The organism is Methylobacterium sp. Leaf469 (genome assembly GCF_001424745.1).
Taxonomy (GTDB): Bacteria; Pseudomonadota; Alphaproteobacteria; order Rhizobiales; family Beijerinckiaceae; genus Methylobacterium.
On record NZ_LMRE01000034.1, the window covers coordinates 454,600 to 476,169 of the forward strand.

The following is a 21,570-nucleotide window of genomic DNA, read 5'->3' on the forward strand; positions in this document are numbered from 1 at the left end:
AGCGCATAAGCGGAATTTAAGAAGCCGCCGCACCCCGAGGAAACGCCCGATGCCCGTACGCCCCCTTCTCGCCCTGAGTCTCGCGCTCGCCCTGCCGACCGTCGCGCAGGCCCAGATCCGCAACGCCCCGCAGCCGCGGGCCCTCGAATTCGCCGCCTACATCTTCGCCGCCGCCAATGTCTGCGGCTACCGCATCGGTGCCGAACAGTTCGAGGCGCTCCTGGAGAAGCAGGGAACGCGCGCCGCCGATGTCGGCCCGCGCGGCCCGTTCGGCGGCCGGGTCCAGACGATCTTCGCGATGATGTCGAACCAGATGCAGCTCAACCGCGAGACGGCGTGCCTCGCGGTGGCCGGCGAATACGGCCCCGAGGGCAACATCACCAAGAACGTGCTGCTGCCGCCGATGCCGGCCGGTGCCCCGAACGAGGCCGCCCCGGCCGAGCCCGCGCCGAAGCCCGCGCAGTAAGGTCTGGATGCCGTAGGGTTCGGACGGAGGTCCCGAGGGGCCTCCGTCCGGTCCGAGGCTAGAACAGGCCCTCGATCTGGCCGTTGGCGTCGAGGTGGATGCCCTCCGAGGCCGGGACCTTGGGCAGGCCCGGCATGGTCATGATCTCTCCGCAGATCACCACGACGAAGCCGGCTCCCGCCGAGAGGCGCACGTCGCGCACGGCGATGACGTGGCCCTCGGGGGCGCCCATCAGGTTCGGGTCGGTGGAGAACGAGTACTGGGTCTTCGCCATGCAGACGGGCAGGTTGCCGTAACCGTCCTTCTCGAACTGGGCGAGCTTGGTGGCGGCCTTGGATTCGACCTGGATGTCGGCGGCCCCGTAGAGCTTCGTCGCGATGGTGCGGACCTTGTCGGTGAGCTTGGTCTCGGTCTCGTACGCGAAGGTCAGGGGCTTCTGCTCGCCCTCGGCCAGCTTCACCACGGCGTGGGCCAGTTCCTCGGCGCCGGCGCCGCCATCCGCCCAATGCTTGCAGGTGATGGCCTCGACCTGGAGCCGGTCGCGGCACAGTTCCTTCAGCTTGGCGTGCTCGGCATCGGTGTCGGCGTAGAAGTGGTTGACGCCGATGACCACCGGCAGGCCGAAGCTGCGCACGTTGGCGACATGGCGGGCGAGGTTGGCGAAGCCCTTTTCCAGGGCGCCGAGGTTCTCGGAGCCGAGCTCCTTCTTCGAGACGCCGCCGTGCATCTTGAGGGCGCGCACGGTGGCGACGATCACCACCGCGGACGGCTTCAAGCCCGCCTGCCGGCACTTGATGTCGATGAACTTCTCCGCCCCGAGATCCGCGCCGAAGCCGGCTTCGGTGACCACGTAGTCGCCGAGCTTGAGCCCGGCGCGGGTCGCGATGACCGAGTTGCAGCCATGGGCGATGTTGGCGAAGGGGCCGCCGTGGATCAGGGCGGGGTTGCCCTCCAGGGTCTGCACGAGGTTGGGCTGCAGGGCGTCCTTGAGCAGCACCGTCATGGCGCCCGTGGCCTTGACGTCCTTGAGGGTCACCGGCTTGCGGTCGCGGGTCTCGGCGATGACGATGCGGCCGAGGCGCGCCTCGAGATCGTCGAGGTCGCGCGCGAGACAGAAAACCGCCATGACTTCGGACGCCACGGTGATGTCGAAGCCGTCCTCGCGCGGGAAGCCGTTGGCGACGCCGCCTAGCGACTGGGTGATCGACCGCAGGGCCCGGTCGTTCATGTCGACCACGCGGCGCCAGTGGATGCGGCGCACGTCTATGTTGAGCTCGTTGGCCCAGTAGACGTGGTTGTCGATGAGGGCGGCGGCCAGTGAGTGCGCCGACGTGATGGCGTGGAAGTCGCCGGTGAAGTGCAGGTTGATCTGCTCCATCGGCACGACCTGGGCCTTACCGCCGCCGGCAGCACCCCCCTTCATGCCGAAGCAGGGGCCGAGCGACGGCTCGCGCAGGCACATCACGGTCTTCTTGCCGATGCGGTTGAGCGCGTCGCCGAGACCCACCGTGGTGGTGGTCTTGCCCTCGCCTGCCGGGGTCGGGCTGATGGCGGTGACGAGGACAAGCTTGCCCTCGGGCTTGTCTTCCAGACCCTTGATGAAATCGTGATCGATCTTGGCGATGTGCCGGCCGTAATTGTGAAGCGCCTCGTCCGGGATGCCGATCCGGGCAGCGACCTCGGTGATCGGCTTCAGGGTCGCCGCGCGGGCGATCTCGATGTCTGACGGCATGCCTCGTCTCTCCCGATTTTTTTCTTCGCGCCGAAGGGCGCGCGTTTGGCGTGTGCGGTGCCGGCGCCGTGTGGCGCACGCGGATCGGCCGCGCGGAACTGCACTGTGTCCGATCACACCAGTTTGATGGAAGGGGCAAGGAAAAGCGCTTGGGAAATTTTCAACGCGCGAACAAAATTTCGTTTGAGATCGGCCGGTTCCTGGAATCGGTGCGCCTTCGATGGGCTCACCCCCGGATCAGCCCGTCATGGCCGTCGCGGTGTAGCCGGCCCGGGTCAGGACCTCGGCCACCGTCCCGCTGTGCTCGCGGGTGGTGACGGCGACCCGGCCATGATCGAGGTCCACCGCCACCCGCGCGGCGGGATCGAGGTGCAGGATCGCCCGGCGCACCGCCTCCGCGCAGCCGTTGCAGGTCATTCCATCCACCTGCATCAGCAGGTCCGACTGCATCGCATCCATGGCGTCTCGACCCTATCGTCCTGTGTCTCGCACCGGGAGAGGTTCGCCGGACCCGGGAGAAAGGATGCGGGAACGGGAACTTCACCACAGCGCCGGAGATCGAATCCGGCTCGACGCCGCCCGGGTGCCCCGACCCGCCATGTTGAACCGGTGCGGATGGGATGCAAGCGCCGAGGACGAGCGCCGGGTCCCCCGGCATTCCAGATCCCTCGCGCCCCATCACCCGGAAACCCAAGTCACACCGGACGAAAATCGGCGTGGGCCGTCGCGCACGCATCTTGTGAGTGCCTGGCGTCTCGGCGACAAAGGCGGTCTGGCTGCCACCGATCCGTACCGTCGGTTGTGCGGCCCTTCATGGGTTCGAGGTGAGAGCATACCGATGGCCCGGATCGTCGGCCGGCGTGGCGGCCCGTGGGCACTTGGTCTGAAGGGTCTCGGTTTCCTGGGACTCGGCGCCTTGGTCCCGCTCTCCGCCTATGCCCCCCTCGGCGGGGCCTTCGCCCTCGCCACGGCCGGTGGTGCGGCGGCCCTCCTCGCCCACCGCCGGGCCGGAGCCCTGTCCGCCCGCTGCGAGAAGCTGTCGAGTGAGCTCGATGTGCTGTCCCAGCGCCTGGTGCGCCTCGAATCCGTCACCCGACTCATCGCAGAGCAGCAGGTGCGCGCCGATGGGGCCGCTTCCGGGGCCAATGCCGGCGCCGACACGGCGGCCCTGGCCGCCGGCGTCGAGGAGGTCACCGCCGAGATCGGCCTCCTCAGCGGCATCGTGCGTGAACTCGCCGCCGTGGTGGCGACCCAGGACGGGGAGATCGCCGGCCTGAAGGCGGCGCCCCCGGTCCCGACACCGGCGCCACGGCCCGTCGCACCCGAGATCGTGGTGGCGCCCCGGCAGGCGGCTCCCGCCGTGCCGTGGACTCCCCGACCTCTCGATGTGGCCGCGAGAGAGGTCGCGTCGCGGGAGGCCGGCCGCGAAGCCGCGATCCTGACGGCCTTCGATGGGATCGGTCTCGAAGTCCATCTCCAGCCCGTGGTCTCCCTGCCGCAGCGCAAGGTCGTCTCCTACGAGGCGGTGGCGCGCCTGCGCGTCGCCGGGGCGGGCGAGCTTCCGTCCGGCACCCTCCTGGCGCCCGAAGCCTTCCTGTCCATCCTCGAGCGTCACGGCCGCACCACCGACCTCGACCGCCGCATGCTCCAGCGCACGGCCACCGTGGCCCGGCACCTGGCCGGACGCGGCAGCCGGGCGGCCGTCGCCTACGGCCTGTCGCCGCTCTCCCTGTTCGAGCCGGGCTTCCTGCGTTCCCTGGGCCGCCTCGTGGCCGATGAGCCCGATCTCGCCGGCCGCCTCGTGGTTGCCCTGCCGCAGTCGAGCTGGCGCAGCCTCGATGCCGAGCAGGCCGGGGTCCTGGGGGATTTGCGCGGCCTTATCGGGTTCACCCTCGACCGTCCCGTGGACCTGCGTCTCGATCCCTCGGCGCTGGCCGACCGCGGCGTCGGGCAGGTGAAGGTGCCCGCCGACATGCTGCTGCGGCCCGGAATCCACGAAGGCCTGCCCGATATCGCACTGGAGGATCTCGTCGCTGCGCTCGACCGGGCGGGCATCCAGCTCGTGGCCGACCGCGTCGAACGCGAGACCGACGTGCCGGATCTCATCGACCTCAACGTTCCGCGGGCGCAGGGGACGGTGTTCGCCCCCGCCCGTGCCGTGCGCGCCGAAGTGCTGGCCGTTCCGCCGCCGCCCGAGCCGGTCCCGTCGGCGGGCGACGAACCCGAGCCGCCGCCCCAGCGCCGCCCGTTCCGGGATTTCCTGCGCCGCGCGGGATAGGGTTCCGGGCGTTGCTTTCAGGGGGGCCCGCGCCTAACCGGGCGACGCACCATGCCCCGACGTCACGCAGGCCCCCAATGACCGAATCCGTGCCCACGATCTCAGGGCTCAGCGCCATCGCCGACCGGTTCGACGTGATCCTGTGCGACGTCTGGGGCGTGCTGCATGACGGCGTGCGCGCGCATGTCGGCGCGGGCGAGGCCCTGATCCGCTTCCGGGCCCTGCCGGGCGGCACGCGACCGCGCCGGGTGGTGCTGGTCTCCAACGCGCCGCGCCCCTGGGAGGGTGTCCGAACGATCCTCGACGGGTACGGCGTGCCGCGCGACGCCTACGACGCCATCCTGACCTCGGGCGATCTCACCCGCAGCCTGCTCGCCGAGGCGCCGGGCACGCGGATCCACCATCTCGGGCCCGAGCGCGACGCGCCGATCTTCGCCGATCTCGATATTCGCCTCGTCGCGGCGGAGGAGGCCGAACGCGTGGTCTGCACCGGGTTGTTCGACGACACCCGGGAGACGGCCGACGATTATCGCCCGGCCCTGGAGGAATGGCGGGCGCGCGACGTGCCGATGATCTGCGCCAATCCGGACCTCGTGGTCGAGCGTGCCGGGCTTCTGATCCCCTGCGCCGGCCTCATCGCCGAAGCCTACGCGGCGCTAGGCGGTCGGGTCGCCTATGCGGGAAAACCGTATCGGCCGGTCTATGCGGCCGCCCTGGCGATGGCCGGTGCCCTCGACGGCCTCGCGGCCCCGGAGCCCGGGCGGGTCCTCGCGGTGGGCGACGCCCTACGCACGGACATCGCCGGAGCGTCGGCGTTCGGGATCCCGAATCTCCTCGTCGCCCGTGGCATCCATGCCGAGGAACTGGGGGTCTCGACGGAGGAGGCCGCCCTCGGCGACGTCGCCGCCTGGCTCGGACGTCAGTCCGTTCGGCCGGACGCGATCATCGAACGCCTCGTCTGGTAGGATCTCATACCGGTCGATCGCTTCGCGATGCGGATCTGGGCTTCGCTCAGGCGCCGCGCGGGCTGCCTGAGACGTTCCCCGAATGGATCATCCGGAAAACAGTCTCAGGCGAACATCGCGTCGATCTCGTCCTGGGCCGTCGCCGGTCCGTTGACCTGGGGGCCGTTGAGAATCAGCAGCTCGTTGCGGACGCGGCGCTCGACCTCTTCCGGGTCGATTCCGCCCTCGTCGCGGGCCTTCACGGCGGCGGCGAAGCGCGACAGGCGGCTCTCCAGCTGGCGCAGGGCGTCGACCACCTTGGTGATTCGCTGGCCGGTGATGTCCTGGAAGGTGCAGGCCTCGAAGATGTCGTTCATCCGCGCCTCGACGGCGGGACGGTAGTTCCTGTCGTCCGGCAGGCCGAGGATTTCCTCGGCCGCGTTCATGATCGTGTTCGTCGCCCCCGCCGTCGCGGCCACGACGCAGCCGAGCTCCTCGTGCGCCATGGGCAGACGGTCGCGCGTCAGTTCGTTGGCCCGCAGGGCGGCGATCTCGGTGCGGAGATGCGCGATGTAATCGGCGATCTCCACGAGCTCCCGGACCAGGGATGGTTTTTCCGGCGCGGCGTTCGCCTTGCGCGCCCTGTTTGCGAGTGCCATCGACTCCCGCCTCTCCCTGTGCCGTCCGGTGGGTCGAAAAGACTGGTGCGTTTGCCCGCCGGACGACCTCCGCCCGGCCCTTGCGGGGGAGCGAGAGTCGTTCGCTCCGGCGCGATGCAACTCAACCGATGCGTGGACCGATCCGACGGATCGGTGCCCGCGTCAGGCGCCGCAGACCGCCTCGATCTTGCTCTTCAACGTCGCGGCGTTGAACGGCTTGACGATGTAGTTGTTCACGCCGGCCTTCTTGGCGGCGATGACGTTCTCGGTCTTCGATTCGGCCGTGACCATGATGAACGGCGTGGTGCGCAGGGCCTCGTCGGCGCGCACGTGACGCAGCAGCTCGTAGCCCGTCATCGGCTCCATGTTCCAATCGGAGATCACGAGGCCGTACTTGCGGTTCTTCAGGCGGGCGAGGGCGGCGGTGCCGTCGGAGGCGTCGTCGACCTCCTCGAACCCGAGCTGCTTCAGAAGGTTGCGGATGATACGGACCATCGTCTGATAATCGTCGACGACGAGGATCGGCATGCCGAGATCGAGGGCCATGGTTGCGTGTGCTCCGTCAGGTCGAGGCCGCCGCGTGCGCCGCGGCGGCTCGGGAATGGGCAGGGGCGAATCCGTGTCCGCGCCCTTGATCGTGAAACTACGGTCGATCGGCTTGCGAAGCGGTTAACTGCAGTGCTGGGTCGGCATCCCGGAGCGAGGCGAGACGCCTCGCTTGACCCTCCCGGTGGATTTCGACAGGTTCCGCCGCGAAACGCGACCCTTCGAGGCCGCGCTCATCCTGCCACAGCCATGTTGGGACAAGATGCCGCCCGGCGACAGGACAGCCCCGCCGGCCCCGGTCCCTGTGACGGGCCGGCGTTTCACGGTCTGCCGCGAGGACGAGCCGGTGCCGCCGGCCATCGCCGGGGCCATCGCGGCGATCGGTAATTTCGACGGCGTCCATTTCGGCCACCGCGCCCTGATGGCCGCCGTGCGCGAGACCGCCGGCGAGGCCGGCCGGCCGGCCGTGGCGCTCACCTTCGAGCCGCATCCGCGGGCGTATTTCGCGCCGCATCTGCCGATGTTCCGCCTGTCCGACGCGGCGGCCAAGGAGCGGGTTCTCGCCCGGCTCGGCCTCGACGGCCTCATCGTGCGCCGGTTCGATGCCGCCCTGGCGGGCATGGGCGCGCGTGCCTTCGTCGAGGGTCTGCTCGTGCGGGATCTCGGTCTCTCGGGCGTCGTCGTCGGACACGATTTCCATTTCGGCCGCGGACGCGAGGGCACCCCGGCCATCCTGGCCGAACTGTGCGCGGATGCGGGCTTGAGCTGCCGCGTCATCTCGGCCGTTTCCCTGCCGCCTCCCGAATCATTCGTTTCCTCGTCACCCGTTTCTCCGGAGAACGTAATGGACCCGGTCTCGTCGAGCGCGATCCGCGCGGCCCTGGCCGAGGGCGACGTCGCCCGTGCCAACGCCTTGCTCGGCTATCGCTGGTTCGTTTCGGGGGTGGTGCAGCACGGGGACAAGCGCGGGCGCACGCTGGGCTATCCGACCGCCAACGTCGCGCTGCGCGATTGCGGCCTCGCCCACGGGATCTACGCCGTGCGGGTGGCCCTGCCGGATGGAACCGTGTGGAACGGGGTGGCGAGCTACGGCCGGCGGCCGACCTTCGACGACGGTGCGCCCCTCCTCGAGGTCAACCTGTTCGACGTCGCGCGCGACCTCTACGGCCAGTCGATCACCGTGGAACTCGTGGCCCATATCCGGGGCGAGGAACGCTTCGACTCGGCCGAGAGCCTGATCGCCCGGATGGACATCGATGCCGCGCAGGCCCGCGCGATCCTGGCCGCCGACACCGTGCCGTCGATGCTGTAGGCTTTTGTTCTTGCCCCGACCGACCCGAGGGTACCCTCGCGGGCGGCATCGGACCGGCGCCAGATGCGATAAGCAAATCGTTAACCATCCGCGGCGCAATCTTCGCGTGTCCCGGATGCGGCCTCGGCGTGCAGCCGGATGGACACGATGCCGGGGCGGATGACGCCGGATGTACGCGCATCCGCTCCCGGCTTCCGTGGCTGCTCGCGCGCCTCGGAGGGACGCTCTCAGTTTCGCCGAAGTTCGGGGGTTGTCTCAGGGCCGACGGTCGGGCTCCCCTCCGGAGCCGCGACGTGCCGATCACGAAGCAGGTGCCTGATGGTCAAAACTCTGATGGTCGTCTTGACGGTTGTCCTCGTCCTCGCCCTCGCCGCCGTCGCGCGGCTGGTGCTGCTGCCGTTCCGAGGTGTCCGCGCCTTGAGCGCCCGCGCCTTCGGCCGTCGGCGCCTCGCGACCGCCTGACGACGGTTCACGAAGCGCCCGCTGCGTCATGGCGTCTGCCGTCCCGACGCTCACGACACCAACCGGCCTCGACCAGGCATCCCGGGAGGCACACCGAAACCCGCCGACGCTTCGGCGGGTCGGGATCGCAGGTCGGCGGCCCTACAGCTTCGTCGGTGTCGCGGCCAGCCGCTGTGCGGCGGCCTTGAGGCCGACCTGGTCGCTGCCGCTCAAGGCATAGGCCGTGCGTCCGACGGCCCAGTAGGCAGTCTCGCCGTTGCCGGGGCTCGCGACTTCGCCCTCGCCCGGGCCAGCCTTGCCGACATGGGTCGCGAACAGGGAGAGTTCGCCAAGGGCCCCGGCATCGATCACCACCTCGACGCCGGTGCCGTTGCGGGCCGGCACGATCTGGACGTCGCGCACGGTCCAGTCGCCCGGCAGGTCGGGGAGCGCGATGCCCGTGGCGCCGGCGATGCCGGTGCGGTCGTAGGTGGTGGTGCGCTGGGCCGCCAGCCGTCCGCGGATCTGGGCTGCCTCGCGGGCGTTGCGGGCATCGGACACCAGCGTTGGGTCCACCGGTGCGGCGAAGGTGTCCGGCACCCCGAGGAGGAAGCTGTCCGAATGGGCGAGCCATCCGGCACCGACGAGGAGGGCGATGACCGCAGCCCGGCGCAGGCGGTCGCCGGCGCGGCGCCAAGCGAGGGATCGGTCGAGGCGCCGGGCCGCCGCGCGATTGCGCTCCGGACCGGAACCCGGCATCCGCGCGAACGCCTCGCGAAGGGCGTCGCGGTCGTGCATCTCGGCCATCACACGGGCGGCGATCTCGGGGGTGCGGGCAAGGTGCGCTTCCACGTCGAGGCGTCGCATCACATCGAGCTGTCCATCGACGAAGGCGGTGAGATCGGTGTCGGTAATCGGGTCGACCATCGCTGTCGCTTCCATTCGGTTCTGGCCTGCGCCTCGGCGCCGATGGTCGTCCGGCCAGATCGGTCGGTTCGTCGCCGTGATGGCCACGCCTTCGGCAATCGTCCGGGCCGGCGCCTCGTCCAGAGGTCGATGCGACCCCGTGAGCGATGTGCGTCGGCCCCTGTTCCTTCTGATGTCCCGCGGACCCGCTCGTGTGGGCCGGACAATCGAATCCTGCCCGTTGCCGGGCGATGATAGGCGATCGTATTTCTTTGCGAAACGGTCAGCTCTTCCCGGCGGCTCGTCCCCCGAGCCCTGCGCCCGCGCCCGGCCCAGCTTGCTGGGGCACGAGGCGCAGGCGCGGCCGCTCCGGTGGGGGGCTACGCTGTTCTGGGAGATCGCGCTCGCCTTCCTCGAAGGCCCGAAGGGCGGCGCGGCCGCGACCGAGCCGTGACATCAGGGTTCCGATGGGAATGCCGAGGACCGCGGCGGCATCGGCGTAGGCCATGCCTTCGAGGGTGACGAGGTGCAGGGCGGCGCGCTGCTCTTCCGGAAGGGTGAGGAAGGCGCGGCGGATCTGGGCGAGGCGCACCTGAGCCTCCTGAGCGGGCTGGGCGACCTCTTCGCTCATCTGCACGAGGGCTTCGGCATGGCGTGATTCCACGCGTTTGCGCCGCTGCTCATCGATGAAGACGTTGTGCAGCACCGTCATCATCCAGGTGCGCAGGTTGGTGTTGGGTCGGTGGATCTGACCCGATTCGAGGGCCCGCACCAGGGCGTCGTGCACGAGGTCGTCGGCCCGGAGACTGTCGCGGGTCAACGATCGCGCGTAGCGCCGCAGTGGCACCATGAGATCGACGATGGATGTGGCGGAGCCGGGCCGGATCGGTTCGGTCGTCATAGTAGGTATAACGGTTGGCCGACGGGATTAATCCCGCCGACCCCCAGGGCATCGCTCCGTTCCGTCGAAACGCGCCTAAGCGTAGGTGGCCTGCAGGTTGAGGCTGCAGGTCCGGCCGACCTGATCGTAGGTCTCGGCGAGCCACGCCTGGGCCGCACGCCGGCCCTTGTCGCGCAGGCGCTCGAACACCCGTAGACGCGCGTCGAGGCGCGAGGACGCCTGATAGTCGTCGAGGGCGCCGGTGCCGTCGATGCGGTGGACGTATTGCGACTTGTAGCCGCCCTGTCCGAGCACGCCCTCGGCGATGAGGCCGTCGAGGAAATCGATGGCGCGCAATTCCCGCATGAGATTGGCGTTGAAGGTGATCTCGTTGAGGCGATCCTGGATCTCCTGCTGCGTGCGTGGGGTCTCGCGCCGCTCCACGGGGTTGATCTGCACCAGGACGATGTCGCGGGTCTCCGCCCCCCGGTAGAGGGGATAAAGCGGTGGATTGCCGAGATAGCCTCCGTCCCAGTAGGGCACGCCGTCGATCTCCACCGCCTGGAACACCGTCGGCAGGCAGGCCGAGGCCATGAGGTGATCGACCTTGAGATCCGAGCGCTCGAACACCGCGAGCTTGCCGGTCCAGACATTGGTGGCGGACACGAACACCGCCGCCGTCTCGGCCTCGCGCAGACGGTCGAAGTTCACCTGCTTGGCCAGAGCCTTGCGCAGGGGATTGTAGTTGAGCGGATTCGACGCGTAGGGGCTCGTCTTGATCACGCGGCCCCAGAACTCGACGACGGGGTTGTCCTTCCACAAGGCGAACAGGCCGTTCAGGGCCCCGCGCTGGACCGGCCAGAGATCGCTGTCGAGACTTACTTCGCGCCAGAACGTCTCCAGGGCGGTGCGTGCCCCATCGGGACCACCCTCGAGCCAGCCGTCGACCATCACCACGGCGTTCATGGCTCCGGCGCTCGCTCCGGTGATCGCCTCGAAGCCGAGGCGTCCGTCCTCGATCAGCGCATCGAGCACACCCCAGGTGAAAGCCCCATGTGCCCCGCCGCCCTGGAGCGCCAACGCGACGGTCTTCTCCGCACGCGGACCGGCCAGGACCTGCGTCGGCGCCGTGGCCCGCTCGGGGCAGGACCCACCGGGGCCGATATCGGCGGGTGAGTCGAGGGGCACGTCCTGATTCGCGTCGAGCATGGGGCCTCCAAATGGATGGTGCACCGCAACATATGATGCGACAGGGCAACAATCGGGCCGGGACGCCCCCGGTTCCCCCCACGGCGCGCAGTGCAGCCATTTGTCCGGCGCAGCGATGAACTCGACATCTCGCCCCGGATCGGACATGGGATGGCCTGACACCAGACCAGCGCCCCTGACCATCGGGACGGTGCGGGCTTGACGCCTGATCACCGTCATCTCAGCTAAACGGTCGAGAGCGTAGACAAGAGGGCGTCGTGGACGCCACCGGCCGGATCGCCCAGCCGGGCTCAATGGCGCCCTCGCGGACGGACCAAAGCCGCAAGGCCGGCGGAGGTTCCTCGGAGCGCACGGATCAACGATGGAAGCCATGGACGCGACCCCCGCCAACCCGATCAGCGGCAACGCCCCCGAGATCGCCGGTCCCAGCCCCCGTCACCGCACCGTCGGCGTCATGGTCGGGTCCGGGGAAGGAGCCGTCATGGTGGGCGGCGGTGCCCCCATCGTGGTGCAGTCGATGACCAACACCGACACCGCCGATATCGACGGCACGGTGGCGCAGGTGGCCCAGCTGGCCCGGGCCGGCTCGGAGCTCGTGCGCATCACCGTCGATCGCGACGAGGCGGCCGCCGCCGTCCCGAAGGTCCGCGAGCGCCTCGACCGCATCGGCATCCACGTACCCCTGGTCGGCGATTTCCACTACATCGGCCACAAGCTCCTCGCCGACCATCCGGCCTGCGCCGAGGCGCTCGCCAAGTACCGGATCAACCCGGGCAATGTCGGCTTCAAGGAGAAGAAGGACACCCAGTTCTCGAGCATCGTCGAGCAGGCGATCCGCTACGGCAAGACCGTGCGCATCGGCGCCAACTGGGGCTCCCTCGACGAGGCGCTCCTCACGCACCTCATGGACGAGAACGCCCGGCTGCCCCGGCCCATCGACGCCCGCGCGGTGATGCGCGAGGCCATGGTGCGCTCGGCGCTTTCCTCGGCCGAGCGCGCCGTGGAACTCGGCCTGCCGAAGGACCGGATCATTCTCTCGGCCAAGGTCTCGGCGGTGCAGGACCTCATCGCCGTCTACCGCGAGGTGGCGCGCCGCTCGGACTTCGCCATCCACCTCGGCCTGACCGAGGCCGGCATGGGCTCGAAGGGCCTCGTCGCCGCCTCCGCCGCCATCGGCGTGCTGCTGCAGGAAGGCATCGGCGACACCATCCGCTACTCGCTGACCCCCGAGCCGGGCGGCGACCGCACCGTCGAGGTCAAGGCCGCGCAGGAATTGCTGCAGACCATGGGCTTCCGGACGTTCGTCCCCCTGGTGGCGGCCTGCCCCGGCTGCGGACGCACCACCTCCACCACGTTCCAGGAACTCGCCCGCGACATCCAGAACTGGATCGTCACGTCGATGCCCGCGTGGAAGAAGGCGTATCCCGGCGTCGAGGGTCTCAACGTCGCGGTGATGGGCTGCATCGTCAACGGCCCCGGCGAATCGAAGCATGCCGATATCGGCATCTCGCTCCCGGGCACCGGCGAGACCCCCACCGCCCCGGTGTTCATCGACGGCAAGAAGGCCATGACCTTGCGCGGGCCGACCCTCGCCAAGGACTTCGAGACCGTGGTGACCGACTACATCGAGCGCCGCTTCGGCGCCGGCACCCGCAGCGCCGCGGAGTAGCCGCCGCTCGCGGCGCGCGCCATGCCTGTTGGCCGAACGGTGATCCCGAGCGGGTTGCCGTTCTCGCGTGCTGCGCCGCATGATAGCGTGACCGCAGCCTAATCCCCGCTGCCCGACCCCGTCGGGACCGGCCCCGCGTTCTTCGCGCACTCCCGATGGTGCGTCGCGAAAAGCCCGGGCTCGCAACACGTCGCGATCGAGCCGCATGACGCAATCCGCCATTCCGAGCGCGCCCGGTCCCACCCCCGAGGGGGGGGACCCGTCCGCGGCGGCCATCGACGCGGAGACGGGCCGGGCCCACGCACCGGCCAGCCTGTGGACCCTGGTGCTGGGCTCCGTCGGCGTCGTCTACGGCGACATCGGCACGAGCCCGCTCTACGCCTTCCGCGAGGCCCTGGTCTCCGCCCGCGCCGACGGCATCCTCCTGCGCGAGGAGGTGCTGGGCGTCGCCTCGCTCATCCTGTGGGCGCTGCTCCTCATCGTCACAATCAAATACGTCGTCATCCTCATGCGGATGGACAACAACGGCGAGGGCGGCATCCTCTCGCTCATGGCGCTGGCCCGCTCGGCGCTCGGCGGCTCGCGCATCGTGTTCATGTTCGGCCTGCTCGGGGCGTCGCTGTTCTACGGCGACGCCATCATCACGCCCGCCATCTCGGTGCTGTCGGCGGTGGAGGGGCTGAAACTCGTCACCCCGGCCTTCGAGGCCTACGTCCTGCCCATCACCATCGCGATCATCGTACCCCTGTTCCTGATCCAGAACCGGGGCACGGGGAAAGTGGCGACCTTCTTCGGGCCGGTCATGGCCGTGTGGTTCGCCGCCATGGCGCTCGCCGCCCTGCCGCACATCTACGCCACCCCGGACGTGTTCTGGGCCATCAACCCCTACTACGCCCTGCATTACCTGCTCGGCCACGGCACCGGTGCCCTGGTGGCGCTCGGCGCGGTGTTCCTCGCGGTGACGGGGGCCGAGGCCCTGTTCGCCGATCTCGGGCATTTCGGCCGCCGGCCGATCCAGATCGCGTGGCTCTACCTTGTGGCGCCCTGCCTCGTGCTCAACTATTTCGGCCAGGCCGCCCTGGTGCTGGCGAAGCCCGACACGAGCGACCCGTTCTTCCAGCTCGTGCCCGAATGGGGCCTGCTGCCCATGGTGCTGCTCGCCACCGCCGCCACGGTGACGGCGAGCCAGGCGGTGATCACCGGTGCGTTCTCCCTGTCGCGCCAGGCGATCCAGCTCGGCCTGCTGCCGCGCCTCGAGATCCGCCACACCTCGGAATCGCATTCGGGGCAGATCTACCTGCCGCAGATCAACGCGCTCCTGATGGTCGGCGTCGTCATCCTGGCGATCCTGTTCCGCTCGTCCGCCGCCCTCGCCTCGGCCTACGGCATCGCGGTGACCGGCACGATGCTCATCACCGCGAGCCTCGCCTTCCTCGTGCTGTGGAAGACCTGGAAGTGGTCCCCCTGGGCCGCGGGCCTCGCGATCCTGCCGTTCGCCGCCCTGGAGTTCCTGTTTCTCCTGTCGAACATGCTCAAGGTGTTCGAGGGCGGCTACGTGCCCCTGCTGTTCGCCGGCGCCCTCATCGTCGTGATGTGGACCTGGGTGCGCGGCGTCGCGATCCTCATCAACAAGACCCGCAAGACCGACGTGCCGCTCACCGAACTCGTCGGTATGCTGGAGAAGAGCCCGCCGCACCACGTGCGCGGCACGGCGGTGTTCCTCACCAGCGATCCCTACATCGCGCCGGCAGCCCTGCTGCACAATCTCAAGCACAACAAGGTGCTGCACGAGAAGAACGTGGTGCTCACGGTGGAGACCGTGGACACGCCCCGGGCCCGCGCCGTCGACCGCGTCCGCATCGAGCCCATCGGCCCGCACTTCTCCAAGGTGGTGATGAAGTTCGGCTACATGGAATCGCCCAACATCCCCCGGACCCTGACGCTCCTGAAGAAACAGGGCTTCAAGTTCGACATCATGGCGACGTCGTTCTTCCTGTCGCGGCGCTCCATCCGCCCGGCGGCCCATTCGGGCATGCCCCTGTGGCAGGACCGGATCTTCATCACGCTGGCCAAGAACGCCAACGACGCCACGGACTTCTTCCAGATCCCCACGGGGCGGGTGGTCGAGGTCGGGACCCAGGTGACGGTGTGAGGGGCATCACCCACCCCTCTCCTTGAGCAAACAACCTCGCAAATCCAGAACCTGACTCCGGATTTGCGAGGTTATGGGCTGTGTTCGCCCCTCACGCCTCCCGGTCGTACCGGAACGCGTCGGGCACCCGCGGCATGGCGATGCGTTCGTAGAAGGTGATCGCGTCGGGGGCGGCCGTGAGCAGGAGCGAGGCCTGCGGGCCGATCGCTTCGCGCGTCGCGGCGATCAGGCCCTGGCCGATGCCAAGGCCCTGCGCCGAGCGGCACACGGCGAGATCCGACAGGTAGGCGCAGAACGAAAAGTCGGTGAGGGTGCGGGCCACGCCCACGAGAGCGCCGTCGCGGCGGGCAGTGACGACGAGGTCGGCCGCCGCCAGCATCGTCTCCAACCGTGCAAGATCGTCGGCGGGCCGGCGTGGCGCCAGGCCCGATTCGACGAGGACGCGGCGGAACTCCGCCACGTCGAGATCCGGCTCGATGCCGTAGGTGACCACCGTCCGGGGCTCAGGCGGCGAAAGCGCCATGGCAGTGCTTGTACTTCTTGCCCGAGCCACACGGGCAGGGCTCGTTGCGCGCGACCCGGCCCCAGGTGGTGGCGTCCGTGGGGTCGCGCTCCAGCACCGCCGTGTCCGTGGGCATCGCCTGCGCGGCGTAGCCGTAGGCCGGTCCGGCCCCGCCGTCGCTTCCCGTGCCTGAACGGCCGAACTCATTCTCGCCGGTGACGGGATCGAGGTGCTGGGCGAACATCTGGGGCAGGGCGGGGGAGGCGAACGGCGTCTCCTCGGACGCCGGGTCCTCGTACATGATCTCGATGCGAGCGAGCTGCTGGGTGACCTGCTCGCGCAAGCTGCCGACGAGGCCGTTGAACAGGTCGAAGGCCTCCGACTTGTACTCGTTCAGCGGATCGCGCTGGGCCACACCGCGCCAGCCCACCACCTGACGCAGGTGGTCGAGGGTGACGAGGTGCTCGCGCCAGAGATGGTCGAGGGTCTGCAGGAGCACCTGCTTCTCGACATAAGTCATCACCTCGGGCGTGTTCTTCTCGGTCCGGGCCGCATAGGCGTCGTCGGCCGACTGGCGCAGGCGGTCGCGCATCTCCTCGTCGGCGATGCCCTCTTCCTTGGCCCAATCCTCCACCGGCACGTCGAGGTTGAGAACGGTCTGGACCCGCTCGCGCAGGCCCTCGACATCCCACTGCTCGGCGTAGGCGTTCTCGGGCACGTGGACGGCGACGAGGTCGTCGACGACGCCGTGGCGCATCTCGTCGACGGTGTCGCGCACGCTCTCCTGGCCCATGAAGTCGCGACGCTGCTCGAACACCACCTTGCGCTGGTCGTTCATGACGTTGTCGTACTTGAGCACGTTCTTGCGCATGTCGAAGTTGCGCGCCTCGACCTTCTGCTGCGCCTTCTCGATGGCCTTGTTGATCCATGGGTGAATGATCGCCTCGCCCTGCTCCAGGCCGAGGCGCGTCAGCATGCCGTCCATGCGATCGGACCCGAAGATCCGCATGAGATCGTCCTGCAACGACAGGTAGAACTTCGAACGGCCGGGATCGCCCTGACGACCGGAGCGGCCGCGCAGCTGGTTGTCGATGCGGCGCGATTCGTGGCGCTCGGTGCCGATGATGTAGAGGCCGCCCGGCAGGGCCTTCTTACGACCGGCCTCCGGGTCGGCCGGCTCGCCCGACGCCAGCACCTTCTCGCGGTATTCCGCGATCTCGGCCTTGATCGCCGCGATCCTGGCCTCGCGCTCCGCACCCTCGGGAATGCCCGCGAGTTCCTTCTCGACCCGCATCTCGACGTTGCCGCCGAGTTTGATATCGGTGCCGCGCCCGGCCATGTTGGTCGCGATGGTGATGGCGCCGGGCACGCCGGCCTCCGCCACGATATAGGCCTCCTGCTCGTGGAAGCGGGCGTTGAGCACGGCGAAGCGCTTCGTCACCCGGCCCTCCCGGGCGGCCGCGTAGACGTCGGTGAGGGCGTTGAGGTCCGAGTAATCGAGCGGCGTGAAGCCGGCCTTGGTGAGCATCTCGGCCAGATGCTGCGACTTCTCGATGGAGCCGGTGCCGACCAGGATCGGCTGGTGGCGCGCATGCGCCTTCTCGATCTCGGCGATGATGCCGTCGTACTTCTCGCCCACGGTCCGGTAGACCTCGTCGTCCTCGTCGACGCGCTCGACCTCCTTGTTGGTCGGGATGTCGACGACTTCGAGCTTGTAGATCTCGGCGAACTCGTCGGCCTCCGTCGAGGCCGTGCCGGTCATGCCGGCGAGGTTGGAATAGAGGCGGAAGTAGTTCTGGAAGGTGATCGAGGCGAGCGTCTGGTTCTCGGGCTGGATCGTGACCCGCTCCTTGGCCTCGAGGGCCTGGTGCAGGCCTTCCGAGTAGCGCCGGCCCTGCATCATGCGGCCGGTGAACTCGTCGATGATCACCACCTCGTCGTTCTTGACGATGTAGTCCTTGTCCAGGGTGAACAGGGTGTGGGCGCGCAGCGCCTGGTTCACGTGGTGGACGAGGGAGACGTTGTGGGCGTCGTAGAGATCGCCCTCTTTCAGCAGATCCGCTCCGCGTAAAAGGTCCTCGATGAACTCGTTGCCGCTCTCGGTGAGCGAGACCGTGCGCTGCTTTTCGTCGAGGTCGTAATGCTCCTTCTCCAGATGGGGCATCAGCGCATCGACGGAGACGTAGAGCTCCGAGCGGTCGTCCACGGGGCCGGAGATGATGAGCGGGGTACGCGCCTCGTCGATGAGGATCGAATCGACCTCGTCCACGATCGCGAAATTGTGGCCGCGCTGGGCGAGCTGGGAGAGCTCGTACTTCATGTTGTCGCGCAGGTAGTCGAACCCGAACTCGTTGTTGGTGCCGTAGGTGATGTCGCAGGCATAGGCCGCCTTGCGCTGCTCGTCGTCGAGCCCGTGCACGATGGTGCCGACGGTGAGGCCGAGGAAGCGGTAGACGCGGCCCATCCACTCGGCGTCGCGCGACGCGAGGTAGTCGTTCACGGTCACCACGTGGACGCCGAGGCCCGAGAGGGCGTTGAGATAGACCGGCAGGGTCGCCACCAGGGTCTTGCCCTCGCCCGTGCGCATCTCGGCGATGCCGCTCTCGTGCAGCACCATGCCGCCGATGAGCTGCACGTCGAAGTGGCGCTGCCCCAAGGCCCGCTTGGCGGCTTCGCGCACGGTGGCGAAGGCGGGAATCAGGATATCGTCGAGGGACTTGCCGGCGGCGAGCTCGCCCTTGAGCATGTCGGTCCGCGCGCGCAGATCCGCGTCGGTGAGGCTGGCCAGCTGCGGCTCCAGGGCGTTGATCTCGGCCACACGGGGACGGTAGCCCTTCACGCGCCGGTCGTTGGACGAGCCGAAAATCTTCTTGGCGAGGGCACCGAGCATCGTGAACCTACGGTCGATCGAAAAGCGTGAAGGCGAATGTTGGCCGGGCTTATAGAGGTAAATATTGCCCGACGCATCCGAAAGAGCCGCGCCCTCGCGAACGTCGATGTCCTCAGGTTCGCGAAGGCGGAACGGCGTCGCATTCGCTTCGATACCGGGCGCCCGCCCTAAGCGCATGATGTCGTCAACCCGGCCTCAGGCCGGGGTTCTCACGCCCGGTTGCCAGAAGCGGGCGGCAGGGACGAATCAGTTGATCTCGCAGAACCCGGCCCCGGAGCCGACGATGCGTCCGCTACCGCACCAGACCTGCGTCGTACGGACGTCCCTGACGGGAGCGGGGGCGGTCACGAGGGGGGTGACGACGGACGGGATCGGGCGCGGCATCGCCAGGCTCGCGGCGGGCTCCTGCCGCACCGGTCCGGCCGGAGTTGAACCGATGCTGCCCGTGGCGGCGGGGACGAACGCCACACCCGGACTGCGGCGCCCGCGCGCCTCGGCATCCGAGGCACCGCCGAAGAGACCGGCGCCGAGCAGGACCACAGCGAGGGCGACCGAATCTGCACGCACGCGACACCTCCCGGAACAAGTCGGACGGACCCTACGCCCCGATCCGTTAAGGCGGCCTCGCCGCAACCCGGCGGATGCGATGGATCGCGCCCGCCCGGCTTGCCATCGACGCCGGCGCACGCCACCTGTGAGGGCGTGATTCCGGTGGCCTTCCGGCCGCCGCCAACTCTCGCACCGATCACGCCTCGCACCGAGTCCGACCGCACGGTGAGGCGGGGATGCAGCGAGGCGCCCTGCCCGAAGGACGCCGCGATGCCCATCACCCACGCCCTCCTGCGCACCAGCGCCCTCGCGCTGCTCCTGGCCACGCCCCTGGCCGGCGCCCAGGCGCAGCAGCCCGCCGCCCCCGCGCCGGCGGCCCCCGTCGTGGCGCCCGAGACGGTTGTGGCGAAGGTGAACGGCGCCCCGATCACCCAGGGCGATCTGGCCATCGCGTCGGACGATCCGGCCCTGTCCCTGCCGGGCGTGGACGACGCGCAAAAGAAGAATCTGCTCGTCGATTACATGGTCGACCTGAAGGTCGGCGCGCAGGCCGCCGACGCGGCCAAGGTGGCCGAGTCCCCGGACTTCCAGCGCAAGCTCGCCTATTTCCGCGATAAGCTCCTCCTCGACGAGTACCTGGAGCGCGAGGCCAAGAAGGCGGTGACGCCGGAGGCGGCCAAGGCTCTCTACGAGCAGACCGTGAAGGCGATGAAGCCGGACGAGGAGGTCCATGCGCGCCACATCCTCGTCGACAACGAGGACGACGCGAAGAAGATCGCCGTGCGCATCAAGGGGGGCGAGGACTTCGCGAAGGTCGCGGCCGAGGCCTCGAAGGACCCGGGCTCGAAGGCCGAGGGCGGCGATCTCGGCTGGTTCACGAAGGAGCGCATGGTGGCGCCCTTCGCCGAGGCGGCCTTCAAGCTCAACGCCGGGCAGGTCTCGGACCCGATCAAGACCCAGTTCGGCTGGCACGTCATCAAGGTCGAGGAGAAGCGCGTGAAGCCGGTGCCGACCTTCGCCGAGATGAAGGAGCAGGTCGAGCAGTACATCACCCGCAAGACCCAGCAGGATCTCATCCTCAAGTTGCGCGAGGCCGCGAAGGTCGAGCGCACGGGCGCCGCCCCAGCCGAGGGGAAGGGCGAGCCCAAGAAGCCCTGAGTCCAGTGACCCGGAAACCGGCGTGCCCCGCATTCGGCGGGGCGCGCGTATCGATGGTTGCGCGGTTTATGGTTGCGCTTGGCTCCGGGATCGGCTGTGACTGCGCCCGTCGAATCGAGGGGGCAGCATGTCGGGTGGTCACGGGGGCGGCGGAAGCTCCAACAAGCGCGTGGCGCTGCTGATCTCGGTGTTGGCGCTGTTCCTTGCGCTGGCCGAGACCCTGGCCAAGGGCGCGCAGACGGAGGCGCTCAGCGCCAACGTCGAATCGTCCAATCAATGGGCCTACTTCCAGGCCCGCACCATCCGGGGCACCATCCTCAAGACCGCCGACGAGACCCTGGCCCTGCTGCCGCCGGACGCCGCGAATTCGGAGGCGATCAAGGCCAAGCGCGCCGAGTGGGCCAAGACCATGGCCCGCTGGGACAGCGAGCCCGCCACTGGCGAGGGCCGCAAGGAACTCAGCGAGAAGGCCCGGCACGCCCAGGAGGTGCGCGACAAGGCGCTCCACCGTTATCACCATTACGAGTTCGGCTCCGCCGCCTTCCAGATCGGCATCGTGCTCGCGTCGGCCGAGGTGATCACCGGCATCGCGGCCCTGGTCTTCGGCGGCGCCCTCATCGGCCTCGCCGGATTGGCGATGCTCGGCTTCGGTCTCTACGCGCCCCACGTGCTGCCGTTCTTCCACTGATACTCGACAAGCGGTCGGTTTGCCTGTCAAATTCTTCCTGCGACCGGTGATTGAAGCCGGCGCCGGGGTGGATACGCCATGGCGAACGATGCGGACGGGGAAAGCCGGCTCACGCGGGCCTCGGGCTTTCTGTTCATGCACACGGAGCACGCGGTCTACGCCGTGCTCGGGGTGCTGCTGGCGGCCACCGCGATCCTGGCGCTCGTCGATGCCACCGGCCTCCTCGTGGGGGCGATCCGCGAACTCGGCGGATCGGGCAAGCTCCTGGAGATCGTCGACCGGCTCCTGTTCCTGCTGATGCTGGTGGAGATCCTGCACACGGTGCGGGTCTCCATGCGCTCGGGCAAGCTCACCTGCGAGCCGTTCCTCATCGTCGGCCTCATCGCCTCGATCCGGCGGGTCTTGGTGATCACCCTGCAATCGTCCGAGGTCACGCATGGCCCGCTCACGCCGGAGCGCGAGGCGCTGTTTCGCATCTCGATGATCGAGCTCGGCGTGCTCGCCGGGCTCATCCTCGTCATGGTCCTGTCGATCTTCCTCCTGCACCGTGCCCGCGACGATCAGCAGGTGGCGGGACAGGAGTAGGCGC

Annotated in this window: 20 protein-coding genes; 10 read left to right on the plus strand and 10 right to left on the minus strand. The window is 68.9% G+C overall.

Features of this window, described 5'->3' with window-relative positions; genetic code table 11:
• Window positions 1–49 precede the first annotated feature (49 nt).
• Complete coding sequence (locus ASG60_RS16205) at window positions 50–466, plus strand: hypothetical protein (RefSeq protein ID WP_056360773.1); 417 nt, start codon at window positions 50–52, stop codon at window positions 464–466.
• 58 nt (window positions 467–524) lie between these two features.
• Here ASG60_RS16205 and ASG60_RS16210 read toward each other — a convergent pair whose 3' ends face one another.
• Both ASG60_RS16210 and ASG60_RS16215 read right to left on the minus strand, forming a co-directional pair.
• A complete protein-coding gene (locus ASG60_RS16210) occupies window positions 525–2,198 on the minus strand; it encodes a formate--tetrahydrofolate ligase (protein WP_056172609.1) in 1,674 nt (557 codons plus the stop codon).
• A 237-nt stretch (window positions 2,199–2,435) separates the two neighbouring features.
• The gene (locus ASG60_RS16215; protein WP_056386588.1) at window positions 2,436–2,657 is read right to left on the minus strand and encodes a heavy metal-associated domain-containing protein; all 222 of its coding nucleotides are present in this window, start codon (window positions 2,655–2,657) and stop codon (window positions 2,436–2,438) included.
• Between the two features lie 379 nt (window positions 2,658–3,036).
• Between ASG60_RS16215 and ASG60_RS16220 the strand changes: the two genes are divergently transcribed.
• On the plus strand, window positions 3,037–4,476 hold the full coding sequence (locus ASG60_RS16220) for an EAL domain-containing protein (protein ID WP_056266779.1): 1,440 nt from the start codon (window positions 3,037–3,039) through the stop codon (window positions 4,474–4,476).
• A 77-nt stretch (window positions 4,477–4,553) separates the two neighbouring features.
• Window positions 4,554–5,441, plus strand: a complete 888-nt coding sequence (locus ASG60_RS16225; protein ID WP_056386590.1) for a TIGR01459 family HAD-type hydrolase — start codon at window positions 4,554–4,556, stop codon at window positions 5,439–5,441.
• 104 nt (window positions 5,442–5,545) lie between these two features.
• Here the strand turns inward: ASG60_RS16225 and ASG60_RS16230 are convergent, their stop codons facing one another.
• Together ASG60_RS16230 and ASG60_RS16235 are read right to left on the minus strand one after the other, a co-directional pair.
• Window positions 5,546–6,079, minus strand: a complete 534-nt coding sequence (locus tag ASG60_RS16230; RefSeq protein WP_056172621.1) for a protein phosphatase CheZ — start codon at window positions 6,077–6,079, stop codon at window positions 5,546–5,548.
• Window positions 6,080–6,241: 162 nt separating this feature from the next.
• Window positions 6,242–6,625, minus strand: a complete 384-nt coding sequence (locus ASG60_RS16235) for a response regulator (protein ID WP_018046001.1) — start codon at window positions 6,623–6,625, stop codon at window positions 6,242–6,244.
• 262 nt (window positions 6,626–6,887) lie between these two features.
• Here ASG60_RS16235 and ASG60_RS16240 point away from each other — a divergent pair, with 262 nt between their 5' ends.
• Both ASG60_RS16240 and ASG60_RS23800 read left to right on the plus strand, forming a co-directional pair.
• Window positions 6,888–7,937 carry a bifunctional riboflavin kinase/FAD synthetase gene (locus tag ASG60_RS16240; protein WP_056172992.1) on the plus strand — a complete coding sequence of 350 codons (1,050 nt, stop codon included), beginning with the start codon at window positions 6,888–6,890 and terminating at the stop codon, window positions 7,935–7,937.
• Window positions 7,938–8,270: 333 nt separating this feature from the next.
• A complete protein-coding gene (locus tag ASG60_RS23800; protein ID WP_274533795.1) occupies window positions 8,271–8,399 on the plus strand; it encodes a hypothetical protein in 129 nt (42 codons plus the stop codon).
• A 141-nt stretch (window positions 8,400–8,540) separates the two neighbouring features.
• Here ASG60_RS23800 and ASG60_RS16245 read toward each other — a convergent pair whose 3' ends face one another.
• From ASG60_RS16245 to ASG60_RS16255, 3 genes are all read right to left on the minus strand, one after another.
• On the minus strand, window positions 8,541–9,305 hold the full coding sequence (locus tag ASG60_RS16245) for a hypothetical protein (RefSeq protein WP_056306271.1): 765 nt from the start codon (window positions 9,303–9,305) through the stop codon (window positions 8,541–8,543).
• A 262-nt stretch (window positions 9,306–9,567) separates the two neighbouring features.
• Window positions 9,568–10,185, minus strand: coding sequence for a sigma-70 family RNA polymerase sigma factor (locus ASG60_RS16250; RefSeq protein WP_056172628.1), 618 nt, complete (start codon window positions 10,183–10,185; stop codon window positions 9,568–9,570).
• 75 nt (window positions 10,186–10,260) lie between these two features.
• Entirely contained in the window at window positions 10,261–11,373 is a 1,113-nt protein-coding gene (locus ASG60_RS16255; RefSeq protein ID WP_082531783.1) for a patatin-like phospholipase family protein, read from the minus strand.
• Between the two features lie 361 nt (window positions 11,374–11,734).
• Here ASG60_RS16255 and ispG point away from each other — a divergent pair, with 361 nt between their 5' ends.
• Both ispG and ASG60_RS16265 read left to right on the plus strand, forming a co-directional pair.
• Complete coding sequence (gene ispG, locus ASG60_RS16260; protein ID WP_056386592.1) at window positions 11,735–13,042, plus strand: flavodoxin-dependent (E)-4-hydroxy-3-methylbut-2-enyl-diphosphate synthase; 1,308 nt, start codon at window positions 11,735–11,737, stop codon at window positions 13,040–13,042.
• A 205-nt stretch (window positions 13,043–13,247) separates the two neighbouring features.
• The gene (locus ASG60_RS16265; RefSeq protein ID WP_056266788.1) at window positions 13,248–15,194 is read left to right on the plus strand and encodes a potassium transporter Kup; all 1,947 of its coding nucleotides are present in this window, start codon (window positions 13,248–13,250) and stop codon (window positions 15,192–15,194) included.
• Between the two features lie 91 nt (window positions 15,195–15,285).
• On the opposite strand, the gene ASG60_RS16270 is transcribed toward ASG60_RS16265, so the two are convergent.
• The 3 genes from ASG60_RS16270 to ASG60_RS16280 all read right to left on the minus strand — a co-directional run bounded on the left by ASG60_RS16270 (window position 15,286) and on the right by ASG60_RS16280 (window position 19,153).
• Window positions 15,286–15,687 carry a GNAT family N-acetyltransferase gene (locus ASG60_RS16270; protein ID WP_244476693.1) on the minus strand — a complete coding sequence of 134 codons (402 nt, stop codon included), beginning with the start codon at window positions 15,685–15,687 and terminating at the stop codon, window positions 15,286–15,288.
• Between the two features lie 10 nt (window positions 15,688–15,697).
• Window positions 15,698–18,586 (minus strand): preprotein translocase subunit SecA, encoded by a 2,889-nt coding sequence (gene secA / locus ASG60_RS16275; protein ID WP_056266793.1) that lies wholly within the window; start codon window positions 18,584–18,586, stop codon window positions 15,698–15,700.
• A 246-nt stretch (window positions 18,587–18,832) separates the two neighbouring features.
• On the minus strand, window positions 18,833–19,153 hold the full coding sequence (locus ASG60_RS16280) for a hypothetical protein (RefSeq protein ID WP_056386596.1): 321 nt from the start codon (window positions 19,151–19,153) through the stop codon (window positions 18,833–18,835).
• 252 nt (window positions 19,154–19,405) lie between these two features.
• On the opposite strand from ASG60_RS16280, the gene ASG60_RS16285 reads away from it, so the two are divergent.
• The 3 genes from ASG60_RS16285 to ASG60_RS16295 all read left to right on the plus strand — a co-directional run bounded on the left by ASG60_RS16285 (window position 19,406) and on the right by ASG60_RS16295 (window position 21,566).
• Window positions 19,406–20,293, plus strand: coding sequence for a peptidylprolyl isomerase (locus tag ASG60_RS16285; RefSeq protein WP_056266798.1), 888 nt, complete (start codon window positions 19,406–19,408; stop codon window positions 20,291–20,293).
• A gap of 127 nt (window positions 20,294–20,420) precedes the next feature.
• Window positions 20,421–20,981 carry a DUF4337 domain-containing protein gene (locus ASG60_RS16290; RefSeq protein ID WP_056172651.1) on the plus strand — a complete coding sequence of 187 codons (561 nt, stop codon included), beginning with the start codon at window positions 20,421–20,423 and terminating at the stop codon, window positions 20,979–20,981.
• Window positions 20,982–21,059: 78 nt separating this feature from the next.
• Entirely contained in the window at window positions 21,060–21,566 is a 507-nt protein-coding gene (locus tag ASG60_RS16295) for a phosphate-starvation-inducible PsiE family protein (protein ID WP_056172654.1), read from the plus strand.
• Window positions 21,567–21,570 lie beyond the last annotated feature (4 nt).